The organism is Clostridium taeniosporum, from assembly GCF_001735765.2.
Lineage (GTDB): Bacteria > Bacillota > Clostridia > Clostridiales > Clostridiaceae > Clostridium > Clostridium taeniosporum.
Genome location: NZ_CP017253.2, coordinates 778,320 through 798,137 on the forward strand (window position 1 = coordinate 778,320; position 19,818 = coordinate 798,137).

15 protein-coding genes are annotated in these 19,818 nt (G+C 27.7%); 11 read left to right on the forward strand and 4 right to left on the reverse strand.

Annotation, left to right across the window (positions count from 1 at the left end):
* Positions 1-10: 10 nt before the first annotated feature.
* Together BGI42_RS03730 and recJ are read left to right on the forward strand one after the other, a co-directional pair.
* Entirely contained in the window at positions 11-547 is a 537-nt protein-coding gene (locus BGI42_RS03730) for a DJ-1 family glyoxalase III (protein WP_069679032.1), read from the forward strand.
* 142 nt (positions 548-689) lie between these two features.
* Entirely contained in the window at positions 690-2,456 is a 1,767-nt protein-coding gene (gene recJ, locus BGI42_RS03735; RefSeq protein ID WP_069679033.1) for a single-stranded-DNA-specific exonuclease RecJ, read from the forward strand.
* 112 nt (positions 2,457-2,568) lie between these two features.
* On the opposite strand, the gene BGI42_RS03740 is transcribed toward recJ, so the two are convergent.
* The 4 genes from BGI42_RS03740 to BGI42_RS03755 all read right to left on the reverse strand — a co-directional run bounded on the left by BGI42_RS03740 (position 2,569) and on the right by BGI42_RS03755 (position 6,458).
* A complete protein-coding gene (locus BGI42_RS03740) occupies positions 2,569-2,757 on the reverse strand; it encodes a hypothetical protein (protein ID WP_069679034.1) in 189 nt (62 codons plus the stop codon).
* A 14-nt stretch (positions 2,758-2,771) separates the two neighbouring features.
* On the reverse strand, positions 2,772-4,067 hold the full coding sequence (locus BGI42_RS03745; protein ID WP_069679035.1) for an acetyl-CoA hydrolase/transferase family protein: 1,296 nt from the start codon (positions 4,065-4,067) through the stop codon (positions 2,772-2,774).
* Between the two features lie 451 nt (positions 4,068-4,518).
* Positions 4,519-5,778 (reverse strand): IS701 family transposase, encoded by a 1,260-nt coding sequence (locus BGI42_RS03750; protein ID WP_069679036.1) that lies wholly within the window; start codon positions 5,776-5,778, stop codon positions 4,519-4,521.
* 482 nt (positions 5,779-6,260) lie between these two features.
* Positions 6,261-6,458 (reverse strand): alpha/beta-type small acid-soluble spore protein, encoded by a 198-nt coding sequence (locus tag BGI42_RS03755; RefSeq protein WP_069681021.1) that lies wholly within the window; start codon positions 6,456-6,458, stop codon positions 6,261-6,263.
* A gap of 453 nt (positions 6,459-6,911) precedes the next feature.
* Here BGI42_RS03755 and BGI42_RS03760 point away from each other — a divergent pair, with 453 nt between their 5' ends.
* The 9 genes from BGI42_RS03760 to BGI42_RS03800 all read left to right on the forward strand — a co-directional run bounded on the left by BGI42_RS03760 (position 6,912) and on the right by BGI42_RS03800 (position 19,811).
* Positions 6,912-7,988, forward strand: a complete 1,077-nt coding sequence (locus tag BGI42_RS03760; protein ID WP_069679037.1) for an undecaprenyldiphospho-muramoylpentapeptide beta-N-acetylglucosaminyltransferase — start codon at positions 6,912-6,914, stop codon at positions 7,986-7,988.
* A gap of 188 nt (positions 7,989-8,176) precedes the next feature.
* Positions 8,177-8,602 (forward strand): flavodoxin domain-containing protein, encoded by a 426-nt coding sequence (locus BGI42_RS03765; protein ID WP_069679038.1) that lies wholly within the window; start codon positions 8,177-8,179, stop codon positions 8,600-8,602.
* 122 nt (positions 8,603-8,724) lie between these two features.
* On the forward strand, positions 8,725-12,225 hold the full coding sequence (gene nifJ / locus BGI42_RS03770) for a pyruvate:ferredoxin (flavodoxin) oxidoreductase (RefSeq protein ID WP_069679039.1): 3,501 nt from the start codon (positions 8,725-8,727) through the stop codon (positions 12,223-12,225).
* Positions 12,226-12,782: 557 nt separating this feature from the next.
* The gene (locus BGI42_RS03775) at positions 12,783-13,928 is read left to right on the forward strand and encodes a phage replisome organizer N-terminal domain-containing protein (RefSeq protein ID WP_069679040.1); all 1,146 of its coding nucleotides are present in this window, start codon (positions 12,783-12,785) and stop codon (positions 13,926-13,928) included.
* Between the two features lie 307 nt (positions 13,929-14,235).
* Positions 14,236-14,556 (forward strand): DUF1292 domain-containing protein, encoded by a 321-nt coding sequence (locus tag BGI42_RS03780; RefSeq protein WP_069679041.1) that lies wholly within the window; start codon positions 14,236-14,238, stop codon positions 14,554-14,556.
* Between the two features lie 252 nt (positions 14,557-14,808).
* On the forward strand, positions 14,809-16,002 hold the full coding sequence (locus BGI42_RS03785) for a pyridoxal phosphate-dependent aminotransferase (protein WP_069679042.1): 1,194 nt from the start codon (positions 14,809-14,811) through the stop codon (positions 16,000-16,002).
* A gap of 293 nt (positions 16,003-16,295) precedes the next feature.
* Positions 16,296-16,934, forward strand: coding sequence for an HAD-IB family hydrolase (locus BGI42_RS03790; RefSeq protein ID WP_069679043.1), 639 nt, complete (start codon positions 16,296-16,298; stop codon positions 16,932-16,934).
* 24 nt (positions 16,935-16,958) lie between these two features.
* Complete coding sequence (locus BGI42_RS03795) at positions 16,959-17,762, forward strand: aminotransferase class IV (protein ID WP_069679044.1); 804 nt, start codon at positions 16,959-16,961, stop codon at positions 17,760-17,762.
* A 78-nt stretch (positions 17,763-17,840) separates the two neighbouring features.
* A complete protein-coding gene (locus BGI42_RS03800) occupies positions 17,841-19,811 on the forward strand; it encodes a DUF342 domain-containing protein (RefSeq protein ID WP_069679045.1) in 1,971 nt (656 codons plus the stop codon).
* Positions 19,812-19,818: the final 7 nt, after the last annotated feature.

Consider the following 19,818-nt stretch of genomic DNA (forward strand, 5'->3'; position numbering starts at 1 on the left):
AGGAGATTTTATGAAAAAGGTATGTGTATTATTAGCAGAAGGATTTGAAGAAGTAGAAGCTTTAACGATATGTGACATAATAAGAAGAGCAAATATGGTTTGCGATTTAGTATCTATGAATGGAGAATTTGTAAATTCTTCTCATGGAGTCACAATGAAAGCAGATAAAATATTTAATTCAGATATGGAATATGATTTAGTAGCACTTCCTGGTGGAATGCCTGGATCAAAGAATTTAAGAGATGATTCTAGAGTTATAGATTTTGTTAATAGATATAACCAACAGGGAAAGTTAATAGGTGCAATATGCGCGGCTCCAATAGTTCTTGGAAAAGCAGGACTAACAGAGGGCAAAGATATAACTTCATATCCAGGCTTTGAAGATGAACTTATTAATTGTAATTATAAGGAAGAAAGTGTAGTAGTTGATGGAAATATAATAACAAGTAGAGGTCCAGGTACAGCTATGGAATTTGCTTATAAATTAATTGAAAAATTGGGTTATGATAATATAGAAGAACTAGCTAAATCTATGTTATATAAATAATTATTAAATGTTTGAATTATAGGATAATATTTTAATAAAAGATTTTTAATATAAAGAATCCACGATTTTATCCACTTTTTGAATTGAAGTTTAAGTAAAATTGTGGATTGTTTGTTATTATATGTGAATAGGTGAGGAGTATATGAAAGAAAGATGGTTTATTAAGAATATTAAGGCTGATTATAAGAATATAGCCAAGAAATATGGTATTAGCGAATTAATAAGTAAGCTTATGATAAATAGAAATATTATAAATGATGATATAATAAGAAACTATATAAATCCTAATTATGAAAATTTATATGATCCATATGAAATGAAAGATATGAAAAAAGCCATTAATATATTAAAAGAGAAAATAGAATATAAAAAAAGAATTAGAATAATAGGGGATTATGATGTTGATGGAGTAATTAGCGTTTATATATTATATATAGCTTTAAAAAGATGTGGAGCTAATGTTGATTATGAAATACCAGATAGGATAAAAGATGGATATGGTATAAATGAAAAAATTATACTTGAAGCTAAAAATGATGGTATAGACACTTTATTAACATGTGATAATGGAATTTCTGCAATAGAACAAATAAAATATGCAAAGGAATTAGGAATGACAGTTATTGTAACTGATCATCATGACATTCCATTTGTTGAAGAAGAGAATCAAACTAGAAAATTTATATCATCAGAAGCAGATGCGATAATTAATCCAAAACAAATTGAATGTGAGTATAAGTTTGATAAAATATGTGGAGCAGGAGTTGCGTTTAAGTTAATAGAAGTTTTATATGAAGAAATGGCAGTGTCTAAAGAGAGCCTCTATAAACTCATAGAGTTTGTGGCAATAGCAACTGTATGTGATGTTGTTGATTTAATTGATGAGAATAGGATATTTGTTAAAAATGGATTAAAGATGATAAATAGCACTAAAAATTTAGGACTACAAGCTTTAATAAAAGAAACAAAAATAGATGGAAAAGAAATTTCAACTTATCATTTAGGGTTTGTTATAGGTCCATGTATAAATGCATCTGGAAGGTTAGATTCAGCTAAAAAGGGATTAAGATTATTGTTGTCAGAAGATGAAGATGAAGCTTTAACTTTAGCTAAAGAGTTAGTTGAATTAAATGATGAGAGAAAAAGTATGACAAATGAAGGAGTAGAAAAAGCTATAGAAATAATAGAAAATAGCAATATGACAAATGATAAGGTATTTGTTATTTATATTCCAGAAATACATGAAAGTTTAGCTGGTATAATAGCTGGAAGGGTGAGAGAAAAATATAATGTTCCAACTATAATTCTTACAAGAGCGGAAAATGGCGTTAAGGGGTCAGGCAGATCCATAGAAGAATATAATATGTTTGAAGAATTATTAAAATGTAAAGAATTATTGAATAAATTTGGTGGCCATCCTATGGCAGCTGGATTGTCACTAGATGAGAAAAATATAGATTTATTTAGAGAGCAGCTTAACAAGAATACTACATTGACTATTGAAGATTTAATTCCTAAAATAACTATAGATTCAGCTTTAAGCTTAGAAAATATTAATTATGATATTATAAATGATTTAGAAATTCTAGAACCGTTTGGAAAAGGGAATTCTAAGCCACTTTTTGGAGCTAAAAATATTAATGCAATAAAAGCAATGATACTTGGTCAAAACAGGAATGTACTAAAGATAAAATTAAAAACTTCAAATGGAAGATTTATGGATGCTATTTATTTTGGAGATGCTCAAGAATTTGAACAGTATATGATTAAAAAATATTCTTATGGAGAATTACAGAAGTTATATAATGGAGAGTTTAATTGCATAAATTTAGATTTAATATTTTATCCAAATATAAATGAATATAATGGGAATATAAGTATTCAACTGGTTATTCAAAATTATAGATAAAATATATTAAAATAAATGTTTTATTTAATTTTATAATATATGATTTATTAATAAAAAATGATAAGTAGAACCATAGAAAGTTTTACTTATCATTTTCCTTGTTTATAATAAATTAATCACCTATTACTTGGCAAGCATTTTCTATAAGTGATTCTGTATAAGTGTCATATAAAAAATCTATATAGCTACAGGTATCAGAATATTCACTTGTTTGGAAAATTTGATATTGAATATTATTAACTTTATTATCAATACAATCCAATTTGCTTAGGATTTCCTTTAATTTGCTTTTATTATCCATAATGAGCACTTCCTTTACCAAATTCTATTCTTAACAGCTTCCTTCTTAAGTTCTTGTCTAAAATCGGGGTGGGCTATGGAGATTAAGCTATCCACTCTTTCTTTAATACTCTTTCCACGAAGGTTAGCAACACCATATTCTGTAACAACGTATTGTACATCATTTCTAGAATATGTAATAGCAGCACCGATATAATGACTAGGTACTATACTAGAAATAGTTCCATTTTTAGCGGTAGAGTATAAAGCAATTATAGATTTACCTCCTGGACTCATTTGTGCACCTATTCCAGTATCAGTTTGTCCACCGGTTCCGCTGTATTGTCTAAATCCTAAACTTTCAGAAGCACATTGACCAGTTAAATCAACTGAAAGAGATGTATTTATAGATGTCATCTTATAGTTTTTAGCTAAAGTGTAAGGATTATTTACATAAGAACATCTTTTCATTTCGATAGAAGGATTATCATCTAAGAAATCATATAATCTTCTAGAACCAAATGCAAAAGCACCTATTATCTTATTTTTGTGGAGAGTTTTTTTGCTGTTATTTACAACTCCAGCTTCAAATAAATCAACTACACCTTCTGTAATCATCTCAGTGTGTATTCCTAAATCTTTTTTTGTCATTAGTGATTTAGCAACAGCATTTGGTATTCCACCTATTCCGAGTTGAATAGTAGAACCGTCTTCTACTAAATCTGCAATATACTGACCAATTACAAAATCTTTTTCTGTAGGTTCTTTAGGTGTTAATTCAGGTACTGGTTGATCACTTTCATATACATAATCTACTTGGCTTATATGAACTGAAGTATCACCAAATATTCTAGGTAAATCTTTTTTTACTTCAAATATTACCACATCAGCTTTTTCTAAAGAGTCTCTTTCATATACAGTTGAAAGTGATAATGAGAAGAAACCGTGCTTGTCCATTGGAGTAACAGCACCAATAAATATGTTAGGAGTTTTGTAATCAAGTCTATTAATACCAGCATATCTAAGATGAGTTGGTATATATGAAACTAAACCTGTTGGATGAGCTTTTCTAGCTGGTCCAGCAAAGAAAGTAGATTCATTTATAAAGTGTCCTGCCATACTTGGATCAGTATGAAATTTATAATCTAAAGCACTAAGCATACTAACTACAGTTACATTTTCTACTTTGTCTTTTATTTCATGAAGCCTTGACATGAATAAAGTTGCTTCACAAGGTCCTAAAGAAGTAACTATTTCATCGTTTGATTTTACAAGTGATAAAGCTTTTTCTACAGTAATTGTTTTGTTTTTTAATTGTTCTGAATAATTCATAAAGTATCCCCCTAGTTAATGAATGTTATTTTATTAACAAATAAATCTATAAAAACGTTTACTACAACAATGTAAAACTTATCAACACCTCTTATATTATTCTTAAAATATTTTGTTGAATGCTAATTTAAAAATAATTAATTTAAAAATAAGCGTGTGATATTCACTAATAAGACTTAGTTTTACGATTACATTGTAATTAATAGTATAGAAAATATAAAAAACTAAAATCAATAAATATGAATTAAAGTTTTAATTTAACTCTATAGGTATAATATACTACATTGTTAAATAAAAAACAATAGTATTTTCAGAAAATTTTCAGAATTCATTTAATATTTAGATATGTTTATAAATTTGAAAGTGTGATTAATAATTAAAAATAATTTAAATTAATACTATTCAAGTAATATAGATTATTTACTAGACTTGTGCAGTAAATAGGAAAAATTTAAGCTACTAGTCCTAATTTGGAAATAGTAGACTCTAGACTAATCCCGTTATCTGCACATTCATGTGCAAAAGTAACTATTTTTACCAAATAGTTGTTTCGGAAGTGTAATATTACATCTCCAATATTTTTTAATTTATATAATTTACCATATTTAATTCTGAAAAGCTCGATGAAAGTATATGTTAAAAATATCATACTCCAATACCTATGTATTGATTCTAGAGATTGAATTTGAAATTCATCAAAACCAAGAGCAGTTTTATGATATCTATAACTAACCTCTATATCCCATCGCTTTTCGTAATATGAAATTATAGTTTTATTATCAAGCGATACATCCGTACTTATAATAAATGATGGATTATCAGATAAATCTTCTTTAGTCCAACTTATAAGTATAACAGCATTTTCTATATCATTAAGTTTTCCTTCATATCTATAAACATAGTACTTGTTGCTACTAGCGGTAACTAAGCTAGTTTCATTAGTTCTAATGTATGAAGAAAACTCTTTGACATTTGTTTTAATGCCAGCTGGATATATTACTCTATTAGATTTTATTCTGCCAATAGTATGACAACCATTAATTAAACCGTGAAGCAAAATTTTTGCTGAAGTATACCATGAATCAACCAGCAAATAATTGATTTTAGTTGCTGGAGTGAATTCACTTATTAGTTCCATTGCAAGCTCATTTTTATCTAAAAACTTTTTAGATAGCTTTTTACTAGATTCCTTTCGGTGATATTGCTTGAAATTTAAAGGTATAGAATGATCTTTAATCTTATAGTGAGATGTAACCAAACAGTGTGACCACTTTGGTTTATTGCCATCTGCATGAGAATTGTGAAAATCTAAACCTTCAATTTTTTTAGTTGAAGTATTTTTCTTACTCAAAGTATCATCAATAATTAGGAATCCAACATCATTATCTTCACAAGTATTTGAAATTTCAGAGATTGCATGAAATATACGTTCTTCCGTAACATATTCATGATTCCATGAATATGAACTTAGAAATCTTGAACCAGTACTTCTATGTCGATTAGATGTAAGCTTGTTATAAGCTGAAGAAATTGTTTTGTTTCCTTCGGTTACGATTATTCCAGATGTTAAATTTATCATATGATTCTTTATCACAGAAGAATATGGCAGATTTAACTCTAAAATATAGTTGCTAATAAATTGGTTTTGGTTTAATATTGTTGTCAGCATATAAATCTCCTTAGATTTTGGTTGAGAACAATAATCTAACATGTTTGAGGTTTATATGCTACTTTTTTATTCAAAATTATACTGGTAAAATATGAATTATAATCCAATGGTAAATTTTCTTAAATTAATGCACAAGTCAAGTTATTTATATAAAATTAGATAAATGAAGATGACATTAGGAACAATTAAAAAAAATAACAAATCCATCTGTCAGTATATTTTCTCTCATTCTGTGTCAACAAAATACCATAATAAGTCCACTATGATAATATTTTGTCTTCTTGTTTTATGAAAAATATCAATCACAGTTTTGGATTTATTATTTTATTTCATGTGCCTTAATAAAAAGTAATATAAAAATTAACAAAAAAGTATAGAGCTTATAAAAATTTATTTAATAGAATTTTCATTAGATATGTTAATATTCTATTAAAATTTTATATAAGCTCTACACCGATACTTTCAAATTGCAACTAATATAGTTAGTAATATATGCTCAATGTTTTGGTAAGAGTTTTTAAAAGTTATAAGTTATTTTCATATTGTTGAACCATTCTTTTAACCATTTCTCCACCAACGCTTCCACATTGCTTTGAGCTTAAATCACCATTATATTCTTTAAATGGTATACCCATTTCGTTAGCAACTTCGTTTTTGAATTGTGCTAATTTTCCTTTAGCTTCTGGAACTATAGGATTATTATATCCTGCATTGTTATTCATACCTGTATTGTTATTCATATTTGTCACCTCCTTTATGCTTATAGCTTGTGTAAAAAAAATAATTTTATGATATATAAATTAAGGTAAATAAGGATTAACATAGTATACAAACAGTTGGTATGTAGATAAAAAATAGAAAGAAGTAGGTATGGATAAAATATTAAAAAATTATAAATAACATAGATATTTTTAGTGACTAATAAGAATTAATAGTTATAATGTATAAGTAGAATTATTATATTAAGAAAGTATTAAATAAAATATAATAAGGGTTTAATTGAAATTTCAGAATGGAAAGTTAAAATCATCGAAAAAATTTTATGTTGGGATTTCGAGATATTTTTAGAAAAGTTGATTCTTTTTAATTTGAATTTTTTATTTTAAATATATACTTTCAACTAAAAATATGGTATATCCACTTTGGATTTAATAATGATGAAAGGATGAGTTAAGGTGTATAAATATAAAGTGATAATGACGGGTGGAGGCACAGCAGGTCATGTAACACCTAATTTAGCTTTAGTTCCAGCACTTAAAGAAAATGGATTTGAAGTAAAATATATTGGTAGTAAAGATGGAATAGAAAAAGAGATAATTCAAAATAATAATATTCCATACTTTAAAATATCTTCTGGAAAATTAAGAAGATATTTTGATTTTAAAAATTTTTCTGATCCTTTTAAGGTTTTAAAAGGAATAGGAGATGCGAATAAAATATTAAAAAAAGAAAAGCCAGATGTAGTATTTTCAAAAGGCGGTTTTGTAGCTGTTCCAGTTGTTATTGCTGCTTATTTAAGAAGAATACCAGTTGTAGCTCATGAATCTGATATTACACCTGGTCTTGCTAATAAATTGAGTGCTCCTTTTTGTAATAAATTATGTGTAACTTTCAGGGAAAGTCTTAAATATATAAAAGATAATAAAGGTGTGCTTACAGGTAGTCCAATAAGAACTGAAATTTTACATGGAAATAAAGAGAATGGGTTAAAAATTTGTAATTTTAAAAATCATAAAGAAGTTATTTTGATAATGGGAGGAAGTCTAGGATCAAAAATAATAAATGATCAAATAAGGGGAAGTTTAGATTTAATACTGAAAGATTTTAACATTATTCATATATGTGGAAAAGGAAATTTAGACAATAATCTTACTAATAAACATGGATATAAACAGTTTGAATATGTGTCAGAAGAATTACCAGATTTAATGAATTCAGCTGATTATATAATATCTAGAGCAGGAGCAAACTCTATATTTGAATTTTTAGCTTTAAGAAAACCCATGCTTTTAATACCGCTATCTAAAAAAGCTAGTAGGGGAGATCAAATTTTAAACTCTAATTCATTTAAGAAGGAAGGATATGCTTTAGTCCTAAATGAAGAAGAACTTGTAGATAATACTTTATATAATAAAATTTTAGAATTAAAATCTAAGAAAAAAGACATACTTAATTCTATGGATAATACGAATGGAAAAAATAGTATTGACTTAATTATTGATGTTATATTAAGTAGCATAAAAAATAAGTAGGTTAACAATAAGAAATATTTTAATGAATAGATCTTTATAATTAATCAACTTTAATAAACTTTATATAATCAAAACTTGCAAAAAAAAATATGTGATATATAATAAAGTGTGTAAGTTAATTTATAATACTATTATAATGTAAACATAGTATTAGTATTTATTGTGTGTTGAGAGGAATGGTTCTATTTATGAAAAAGGTGTCAATCATTTACTGGAGTTGTGGTGGTAGTGTGGAAATGCTGGCCAATATGATTGCCGATGGCGCTGAAGAAGCTGGAGCAAAAGTAACTATAAAACATGTTGCTGATGCCACTGTTGTTGATGTTATAGAAGCAGATTCTGTAGCATTTGGAAGTCCTGCAATGGATGAAGACAATATAGAAAAGTTAGAGATGCAGCCATTTCTTGAAAGTTTAAAAGATTTACCTATAAACAATAAAAAATGTATTTTGTTTGGAAGTCATGGATGGACAGATGATAAATTCATGAAATTATGGGCTAATAAAATGAAATCATATGGATTTGATTGCATTGAAGAATTAACAGTAAAAGAGTTTGCAACAAAAGAAAATTTAGAAAATGCACAATTATTAGGTAGAAAACTTGCTAAATAATATTGGTTATGAAGTAAGTCTTGGCGACTTACTTTTATAATATAATACATTGTTAAATTTTTAATTTATACATTAAGTTAAAAATTTAATGTCTTTAAATAATAGAAAGAAGGGGTCACGCGATGAGAAAAATGAAAACTATGGATGGTAATACTGCAGCCGCTCACGTATCTTATGCGTTTACAGAAGTAACTGCAATATATCCAATTACACCATCATCACCAATGGCAGAACATGTTGATGAATGGGTTGCACAAGGAAGAAAGAATATATTTGGACAAACTGTTAAAGTAATGGAAATGCAATCAGAAGCAGGTGCTGCTGGAGCTGTTCACGGTTCTTTACAAGCTGGAGCATTAACAACTACTTATACAGCTTCTCAAGGTTTATTATTAATGGTACCAAATATGTACAAGATATCAGGTGAAATGTTACCAGGAGTATTCCACGTTTCAGCTAGAGCATTAGCTACATCTTCATTAAACATATTTGGAGATCATCAAGACGTTATGGCAGCAAGACAAACTGGATTTGCTATGCTTGCTGAAGGATCAGTTCAAGAAGTTATGGACTTATCAGCAGTAGCACATTTAACTGCTATAAAATCTAGAATACCTTTCTTAAACTTCTTTGATGGTTTTAGAACTTCTCACGAAATTCAAAAAATCGAAGTATTAGAATATGATGAGTTAGCTAAATTAGTTGACATGGATGCTGTTAAAGCTTTCAGAGCAAGAGCTTTAAATCCAGATCATCCTGTAACTAGAGGTACAGCTCAAAATGCTGATATCTACTTCCAAGAAAGAGAATCAGTAAATAAATTCTACAATGAATTACCAGACGTAGTTGAAAGCTACATGGCTGAAATTACTAAATTAACTGGTAGAGAATATCACTGCTTCGACTATTATGGTGCAGAAGATGCAGATAGAATAGTTATAGCTATGGGTTCAGTAACAGACGTAGCTGAAGAAACTATAGATTACTTAAATGCACATGGAGAAAAAGTAGGACTTATCAAAGTAAGACTTTACAGACCATTCTCAGTTGAAAAATTAATAGCTGCTATACCAAGCACTGTTAAGAAAATCGCTGTTTTAGATAAGACTAAAGAACCAGGTGCTGATGGAGAACCATTATACTTAGACGTTAGAAATGCATTCTACGGAAAAGAAAATGCTCCACTTATAGTTGGCGGAAGATTCGGTTTAGGATCAAAAGATCCAAATCCAGGTCATATTGCTGCAGTTTACGCAAACCTTGCTAAAGATGAACCTAAGAATGGATTCACTATCGGAATCGTTGATGACGTAACAAATACTTCATTAGAAGTAACTAAAGATATAGATGCTACTCCACAAGGAACTACAGCTTGTAAGTTCTGGGGATTAGGATCAGACGGTACTGTTGGAGCAAACAAGAGTGCTATCAAGATTATCGGAGATCATACAGACATGTATGCTCAAGGATACTTCTTCTATGATTCAAAGAAATCAGGTGGAATTACAGTATCTCATTTAAGATTTGGTAAGAAGGCAATTAAGTCTCCATACTTAATCAATAAAGCAGATTTTGTATCTTGTTCTAATCAATCATACGTTCACAAATATAACGTATTAGAAGGATTAAAACCAGGAGCAACTTTCTTATTAAATACTATCTGGACTCCAGAAGAATTAGAAGAAAAATTACCTGCTTCATACAAGAGATTTATGGCAAACAACAATATTAAGTTCTATACTTTAAATGCTGTTGCTATAGCTCAAGAAATAGGTCTTGGTGGAAGAATCAATATGATAATGCAATCAGCTTTCTTCAAATTAGCTAGCATTATCCCAGTTGAAGATGCTATTAAATACTTAAAAGATTCTGTTGTAACTTCTTATGGTAAGAAGGGTGAAAAAGTTGTTAACATGAACAACGCAGCTATCGATAAGGGTGTTGAATCTATAGTTGAAATCAAGATTCCAGAATCTTGGAAAGATGCTAAAGACGAAGAAGTAGCACCAATTAAGAATGCTTCAGAATTCGTTAAAAATATAGTTATTCCAATGAATAGACAAGAAGGAGATTCTCTTCCTGTATCTGCTTTTGCTGGAATGGAAGATGGTACATTTGAAGCTGGTACTGCTGCATTTGAAAAAAGAGGAATTGCAGTTAATGTTCCTGAATGGGATGCTGAAAAATGTATTCAATGTAACCAATGTGCATTAGTATGTCCACATGCTGCTATCAGACCAATATTATTAAATGAAGCAGAAAAGAATGCTGCACCAGCTAATGCAAAAGTAGTTGATGCTAAAGCTATTAAGAGTGAAGAAAAATTATTCTATGCTATGGGTGTTACACCATTAGATTGTTCTGGTTGTGGAAACTGTGCTCAAATTTGTCCTGCTCCAGGAAAAGCATTAGTTATGAAACCACAAGAAAGTCAACACGATCAAATCGAAGTTTGGGATTACTTAGTAAACGAAACATCAACTAAGAAGAACCCAATGAATAAGAATACAGTAAAGGGTAGCCAATTTGAGCAACCATTACTTGAATTCTCAGGAGCTTGTGCTGGTTGTGGAGAAACTCCATACGCTAAGCTTATAACTCAATTATTTGGAGATAGAATGATGATCGCTAATGCAACTGGATGTTCATCAATCTGGGGTGGATCTGCACCTTCAACTCCATATAGTAAGAATAAAGAAGGCCATGGTCCAGCTTGGGCTAACTCATTATTCGAAGATAATGCTGAATATGGTTTAGGTATGTTCTTAGGAGTTAAGGCTATAAGAGAAAGAATTGCAGAAAGAGCAGAAGCTGCTATTGCTGCAAATGATCCAGCTAAGGCTGAATTACAAGAATGGTTAGACAACATGAACGAAGGTGCTGGAACTAGAGAAAGAGCTACTAAATTAGTTGCTGCTTTAGAAAAATCTGGTACAGAAGCTGCTAAAGAAATTTTAGCTGAAAAAGACTACTTCGTTAAGAGATCTCAATGGATCTTCGGAGGAGACGGTTGGGCTTACGATATCGGATACGGTGGAGTTGACCATGTTCTTGCTTCAGGAGAAGACGTAAATGTATTTGTATTTGATACAGAAGTTTACTCAAATACAGGTGGACAATCATCTAAATCTACACCAACAGCTGCTATAGCTAAGTTTGCTGCTTCAGGTAAGAAAACTAAGAAGAAAGATTTAGGTATGATGGCTATGACTTATGGTTACGTATATGTAGCACAAGTTAACATGGGAGCTGATAGAAATCAAGTTCTTAAAGCTATTGCAGAAGCAGAAGCTTACAATGGTCCATCATTAATCATAGGTTATGCACCATGTATAAACCATGGAATCAAGATTGGTATGGGTAACAGCCAATTAGAAGCTAAGAGAGCAACTGAATGTGGATACTGGGCAATGTACAGATATAATCCACAATTAAAGGGAACTAAGAACCCATTCACTTTAGATTCTAAAGCTCCAACTGCTGACTTTAAGGAATTCTTAATGGGAGAAGTTAGATACGCTTCACTTGCTAAAGCATTCCCAGAAGCTGCAGAAGCATTATTTGAAAAGACTTACAATGATGCTATGGAAAGATTAGAAGGATACAAGAAGTTAGCTGAATAATAATATGTTCACTATATTCTTTAAATAAGAGGATGACCAGAAATGGTCATCCTTTTTTTGCGTATAGGAAAGTATAGAATTTTCAAAGTCTGAAAGGCTGATAAAATTTAAGTTAAAGCAAATATTAGTTGAGAATTGAGGGTGGAAAGTGGAGAGTTAAGGAAAAAATTCCTGGAAGAATTTTAAAGTATATATTTTTAGAAAATCTTTAGAATTTTCAACCAAAACTTTCAATTCTCAATTATCCACTCTCAACTAAAAAACGTGGCGCAGCCACTTTGTTCTTGTATAGGATTTAAAATTGGGAAAATATTTAAACAAGAAGAACTGTAAAAGATTCATCATTGGTAGTGGTAATTGTTATTATAACAGATAAGATTTAAACATCTTATCTGTTTTTTAATAAAAAATTATATATTTTTATGTAATATTTCTTTCTAATGCATATATATATTTAGAAGCTTAAGATACATAACTTAGCCATAATAAAAAATGTGTATGAATTTAAGGATAAAAATTAATGTATATGATAAAAAATTAGAAGGGATGTTTTTAATATGGAACGCAAAATAGTAAAACTAAGAGTGGATATGTATAACGATACTAAGTTTAAGATAATAGATACAATGGAAGAAAGGGATGTTATTCATTATATTTGGACTAGACTTTTAACTTTAGCAGGTAAAGTTAATTTAGAAGGAGATTTGTATCTTTCAAAAAGTATTCCTTATACAGTTGAAACTCTAGCTTTAGAATTTAATAGAAGTGCTAAAAAGGTTAAATTAGCTTTAAAGGTATTTATGGATTTAGAAATGGTTGAATTAACTGAAAACAATGTTTATAGAGTTAGAAATTTTGTTAAGCATCAAAATATTAGGTCTAAGAAAAAAGTTGATATTGCAGAAAAAGTAAAATGTGCTGAAGAAAAATTAAGTGATATTAATTCTGCTAAGGTTAATAAAAATCTTATAGAGAAAACAGATAATAATGATTTAAAACATAAAGTAAATGATGTGGAATCTATAGTTAATAAAGAAGAGGAAAATAGTACATTTGATTTTGAAAAAGAAAATAAAAATAACATGGTTCTAAATATTAGTAAAGATATAGAAAATAAAAATTCTTTAAAAGTTGAAGAAAGTGAAGAAGCTGTAAATGATATAGTAATTTCAGATAGCCCAAAAATCATAGAGCAGTATAAAACAAAAATACAAGAATCTAATAATAATTATGAAGAGAATCGGTTAAAATCTAATGGTGAGGTTAAATATAACAACATTAAAAAATCACATAATAAATTTAATGTAAATAAATCTAAAAAATATCTTGGATTACCAGAAAGTAAAAATAATAATATTAAAGTTATAGAGCCTAATAATGATAAAAAATCTAGTATAGATTTAGTTACTATTAATGTGGAGAATAATTCTACAATTAATAGTAAAAATATTTCTGATAAATTAATTTTGGATGAAAACTTATTAAATAATAAATTGAGTACACAAGATAAAGTGAATTGTGACAATGAATTTGTATTTAGTAAAGCTGACAATAAGAAAAAGAAAAATAAATCAAAGAAGCAAAAAAGGAAAGAGGAAGATAGTGATATTATTTCAACATGGGATGGCGATGATGTAGAAGATATCTGTGGATTAAGTGATGAGATGCCAGAAGGAAGATTAATTACTACTTTTAAAGTTTAAATAAATTTTTATGTGAAAAAGTTAAGGATGATTTCAAAGTTAGTAAACTACTCTTTATTGAATCGATAATTTTTTACAAATTCCATTTTAAAAACAATTTATATATAATAATAAAATATGTATGGCAAAGAGAATTAATAATTTAAAAGTATATTTTAATTAGCAATAAATATAAAATCATTACCATAATGGGGATTTTATAAGGAATTTTCAAATAATTTTTATTTAGGGTTTTAATTTTATTCATTTAAGGGTAGAATTAGTATGGAAGAAAGCAACAGTTGTTAGCAAGGAGGATAATTAAATTATGGATAAAGATTTAGAAAAATGCGGATGTGGAGAACACGACGGATGTGGATGTGAAGGACACGATCATGATCACGGATGTGGATGTGGAGAACAAGAATCTTTTGTTGTAGATTTAGAAGATGATAATGGAAATGTAGTTTCATGTCCAATAGTTGATGCATTTGAAGTTGAAGGAAAAGAATATGTATTAGCTGAAAATGGAGAAGATGGTTCAATGTATCTTTTCAGAGTTGATGGAGAAGAATTAGTAGTTCCTGACGAAGAAGAATTTAATAAAGTATCAACTTATTATCAAGAAGCAGCAGAATCAGAAAAATAAAAATACATTTATAGACTTTAGTAATTTTACTGAAGTCTATTTTAATGTAAAAAATAAATTATATATAAGTTATAATTATTAAATTTAAATATTTTAATATAAATATTTAAATTTAAAGTATAATCTTTATAAATAAGATATTAAGTGCTTTTAATTTACAACTGAAAGTATTAATGTTATATTTTATTGTATATAATAAGAGTATGACTTTAATGTTTAATATAAAATTATCTAATAAATGGGGGAGAGAAAATGGAACTTTCTAAAAAATCAGAAAATATTAGTCCATCGATTACTTTGGAAATTACAGCAAAAGCAAAGGCTTTAAAAAATAAGGGTGTAGATGTGGTTAGTTTTGGAGCAGGAGAACCAGATTTTAATACACCACAAAATATTATTAATGCTGCAATAAAAGCTATGGAAGAAGGAAAAACAAAATACACTCCAGTAGGTGGAATATTAGAATTAAAAGAAGTTATTTGTAAAAAATTTAAAAAAGATAATAATTTAGAATATAAACCAAATCAAATAACTATATCTACAGGTGCAAAACAATGTTTAGCTAATGTGTTTATGGCGATTTTAAATCCGGGAGATGAAGTACTTATTCCAGTTCCATATTGGGTAAGTTATCCAGAACTTGTTAAATTGGCGGATGGAATACCAGTTTTTGTAGAAAATTTAAAAGAAAATAACTATAAATATACAATAGAAGATTTAGAAAAACGTGTTACAGATAAGACTAAAGCAATATTGTTAAATAGCCCTAATAATCCAACAGGAACTATTTATAATGAAGAAGAGCTTAATGAAATAGCACAATTTGCTAAGAAACATGATTTATTTATTGTATCCGATGAAATATATGAAAAATTAATTTATGATAATGAAAAGCATATAAGTATAGCAAGCTTAAATGATGATGCATATAGAAGAACTATAGTTATAAATGGAGTATCTAAAACATATGCTATGACAGGATGGAGACTAGGATATGTAGCTACTGATGAAAAAATAACTAAACTTATGACAAGTATTCAAAGTCATATGACATCAAATGTAAATTCTATTACTCAATATGCTGCAATAGAAGCTCTTAGTGGTCCAGAAGAAGACTTAGAAAAAATGGTAAAAGAGTTTGAAAGTAGAAGAAATTTTATGCTAGATAAGTTAAGTAAGATAGATGAATTATCAGTATTAAGACCAAATGGTGCGTTCTACATAATGGTTAATATAGAAAAGTATTTAAACACTACTTTTAAAGGAAATAATATAAGTAATTCTTTAGATTTTTCAAAAATGCTTTTAGAAGAAGAAAAAGTAGCAGTTATACCAGGAAGTGGTTTTGGATTAGATAATTACATAAGATTATCATATGCTACATCTATTGATATAATAGAAAAAGGTATAGACAGATTATCTGTATTTTTAAGTAAAATAAAGTAGATATATTTTAATATAATGATTAAAAAAACCTCTTGTTAAAAACATGAGGTTTTTTTGAAAAATTATTATATATAAATTTCAAAAAATCTAATTTGTAATTGTCACCATACTAATACAGATGTAAAAACTTTATTATAGTATATTTATTATAATATTAAGAAATTAATAATTTAAAGGTTAGATATAAACAAAGTTAATAAAGAAAAAAGTTTGATTAGATGGTGATGATTAAAGATAGATAAATTTAGAAATTTGATTTATTATAGTTATGAATTAAGGAGAACTAGTTTAAAATGAAGAAAATTGCAATTTTTGATATAGATTTTACTATTACAAAAAAAGAAACACTTATGGAATTTTTTAAATATTATATAAAAAAAGATAAAAAATCTATTAAATTTTTACCGAGAGCAATATATTGTGGGATTATGTATTTGTTAAGATTTTATGATGAAAAAATGGTAAAGGAAAAATTTTTAAAATTTATAGATGGAATAGGTGAAGAGGATTTAGAAAAAATTGTTGATAGTTTCTATAAAGAAAGATTGAATAATCTTTTGTATAGTGACGCTATTGATATGATGAAAAAACTTAAGGCAGAAGGATGTGATATATATTTAATATCTGCTTCGCCAGAATTTTATATAAATAAATTTTATAACATTAAAGAGGTAGACAGAGTCATAGGAACTAGATTTAAATTTAGTGATGGAAGATTTGTAAGACAAATGGATGGGTTTAATTGTAAAGGTGAAGAAAAAGTAAGAAGATTAAAAGAAGTACTTGAAAAAGAAAATATAGATGTAGATTTTAAACAATCATATATGTTTTCAGATTCTTTATCAGACAAACCACTTTTAGATTTAGTTGGTAAACCTTATTTAATTAACTATAAAAAAAATCATGATATAGATATACTAAGATGGAAATAAATTTTATTATAAGGAGTGTGCAAAATGGAAGCAGTTGATAGTTATTTTATTGATAATTCTAAAATTAAAGATGTAAAAGAGTTAAAGGATGACAATGTTTCTGGAAAAACAATATATGAAGTTCTAAGAATAATTCAAGGAAAACCATTATTTTTAGAAAATCATTTATCAAGAATGGAAAACTCATTTAAACTTATAAATTTAGAGTATTGTTTAGATGTTTATAAAATAAAAAGGGATATACAAAATTTAGTCAAAGCAAATGATAAGTTAGAAGGAAATATTAAGATTACTTATAATGTTAAAGAAATGATACTCAGAATATTCTTTATAAAGCATTCATATCCAAGTGATGATATGTATAAAAATGGGGTTAAAACTATTTTATATTTTGGAGAGAGAGAAAATCCTAATGCTAAGATAGTTAATTTAGATTTCAGAGAAAAAGTGAATAAGAAAATAAAAGAAAATCATACATATGAAGCTATATTGGTTGATAGAAATGGGTATATAACAGAAGGAAGTAAATCTAATATATTTATGCTAAAAGACAATATTTTATTAACATCTCCTATTAAAGCTGTATTACCAGGCATTACTAGGGGAGAGATAATAGATTTAGCTATTGAAAATGGAATAAAAGTTCAAGAAATAAATTATAAATATTCAGATATAGATAAGCTAGATGGTATGTTTATATCAGGAACATCTCCTAAAATATTGCCAATAAATCAGGTTGATTCAATAAAGATACCTAATAATGAAATTATTAGTAAGTTAATTAAATATTATAATGATAAAATTAATAATTACATTAAAAGTAATTAAATTACAACATATTATATATAAAATTATTTTCCTATATGATATACTAAAAAAAACAATTATTTTATAGGAGTGAATCTTATGGGTTTAGTATTTTCAGCTACAACATTAGAAAAGTGTCTTGAAAAAGCAACAGATGAACTAAAGGTATCAAAAGATTGCTTAGAATATACAGTTATTGCTCAAAAGAATACTTTTTTTAAGAAAAAAGTAACAATAGAGATTTTGAAAGTTAATAAAGCAAATGATTTAATAAAAAATCAAGAAAACAATTCAAGAGAAGATAAAGAAATGAGCAATAAAGAAAATGAAACTCATAAAGGTATAAAAGTGGAAAATGGTAAAATAATAATCGAAAATTTAGATTATTCATCTAATGAAACGGTTACGATACATCCATGTGATGGAATCAAGCTTTTTATAAATGGAGAAGAATGTGTATCAAAGACAAAGGTTACAGCTTTGGATGATATAAAAGTTGAATATATAAAAAAAGAAGGAAGTAGAAAAATAAATATAACTACTTCAGAAGACAAAATGCAAGCATATATTACAATAAACTATTCTCCTAAATATTCCTTTGAGTTAGTAGACCAATCATGTTGTAGAGATATTATTTTAAAAGCAAAGAAGAAAAAAGGTGAATATCCACCTAAATATACTTATGATGAACTTATAACAATTTTAAAAGATAAAGGAATTGTTCATGGAGTATTAAAAGACAAAATTAAAGAATTAAGTGAAAATTATTGTGTTGATAATGAGTTAGTAGCACAAGGAGACAAAGTAATAAATGATGTTCCTGATACAATAAAAGTTTTTTTTGAAAGTGATAAGAAAAAAACTTTAAAAGATGAAAATGCAAAAATAGACTATAGAAATATGTATTCAATATCAAATGTTAGTTCTGGAGAAATATTAGCAGAAAAAATAGATGGAGTACAAGGTAAAAATGGTAAAAATATTTTTGGGAATGAAGTGAAAAGGAGAACATCACCTAAAATAAATATTAGAGTTGGGACAGGATGTAAATTAGAAGATAATAAAGTTATTTCAACTATAGAAGGAAAGCCTTCTTGCAAATCTGGTGTTTATAGTGTTAATAAGGTATATGAATTAAAAGATGTAGATATAAAAACTGGTAATATAGATTTTATAGGGGATATTGAAATAAATGGTAGTATAAAAAGTGGAACTAATGTAAAAGCAGGTAATTCAGTAACGGTAAGGAAAAACGTGGAAGAAGCAACTATCATAGCAGGTGGACAAGTTAATATATCTGCTAATGTACTAAATTCAAAAGTAAGTGCAGGTGCAAACGATATTGATAAAAAAAAGCATTTAGAAATATTAAAAAAGTACGATAGTATAATAGAGTCTTTAATTAGTTACACAAAGCAAATAAAAGACAAGAATACTTTAGACAATAATAAATCCGATGGAGAAATTATTAAATTATTAATAGAAAGTAAATTTAAAAATATTCCTAGATTATCAATGCTTATAGTAAGTTTTGAAAAAAATAGCGACTCTACGGATAGAGAAATGATTAATTTCATTAGAAAAAAGATTATGGGACTAGGTCCTATAAAAATAAAAAGATATTCTGAGCTTTATGGACTAAAAGATATGATATTAAGTGAAATAGAAGCATTAGAAGAAGAAATAGTCATTCCAGTAGATGTATACCTAGATTATGCTCAAGACTCTACAATAAAGGCATCAGGAAGTGTATTTATAACTGGAAAAGGACAATATGTATCTAAAATAACAGCTTTAAATAATATTGAGTTTACTCAATCAGGATCAGTATGTAGAGGTGGAACACTACATGCTAAAGATCAAATTAAAGTAAAGACTGTTGGTAGTATAGCTGGTGTACTTACAAGGTTAGAGGTATCTGAAAAAGGATGCATAACAGGGGATATAGCATATCAAAATACAGTTTTTTGTTTTGGTGAAAAACAATTTACATTAGAAGTTGCATCAAAAAATGTAAAGGCTTATGTAGGGAAAGATGGTATGATAGTTGTAGAAAAAATTCTATTGTAGGAGGTCA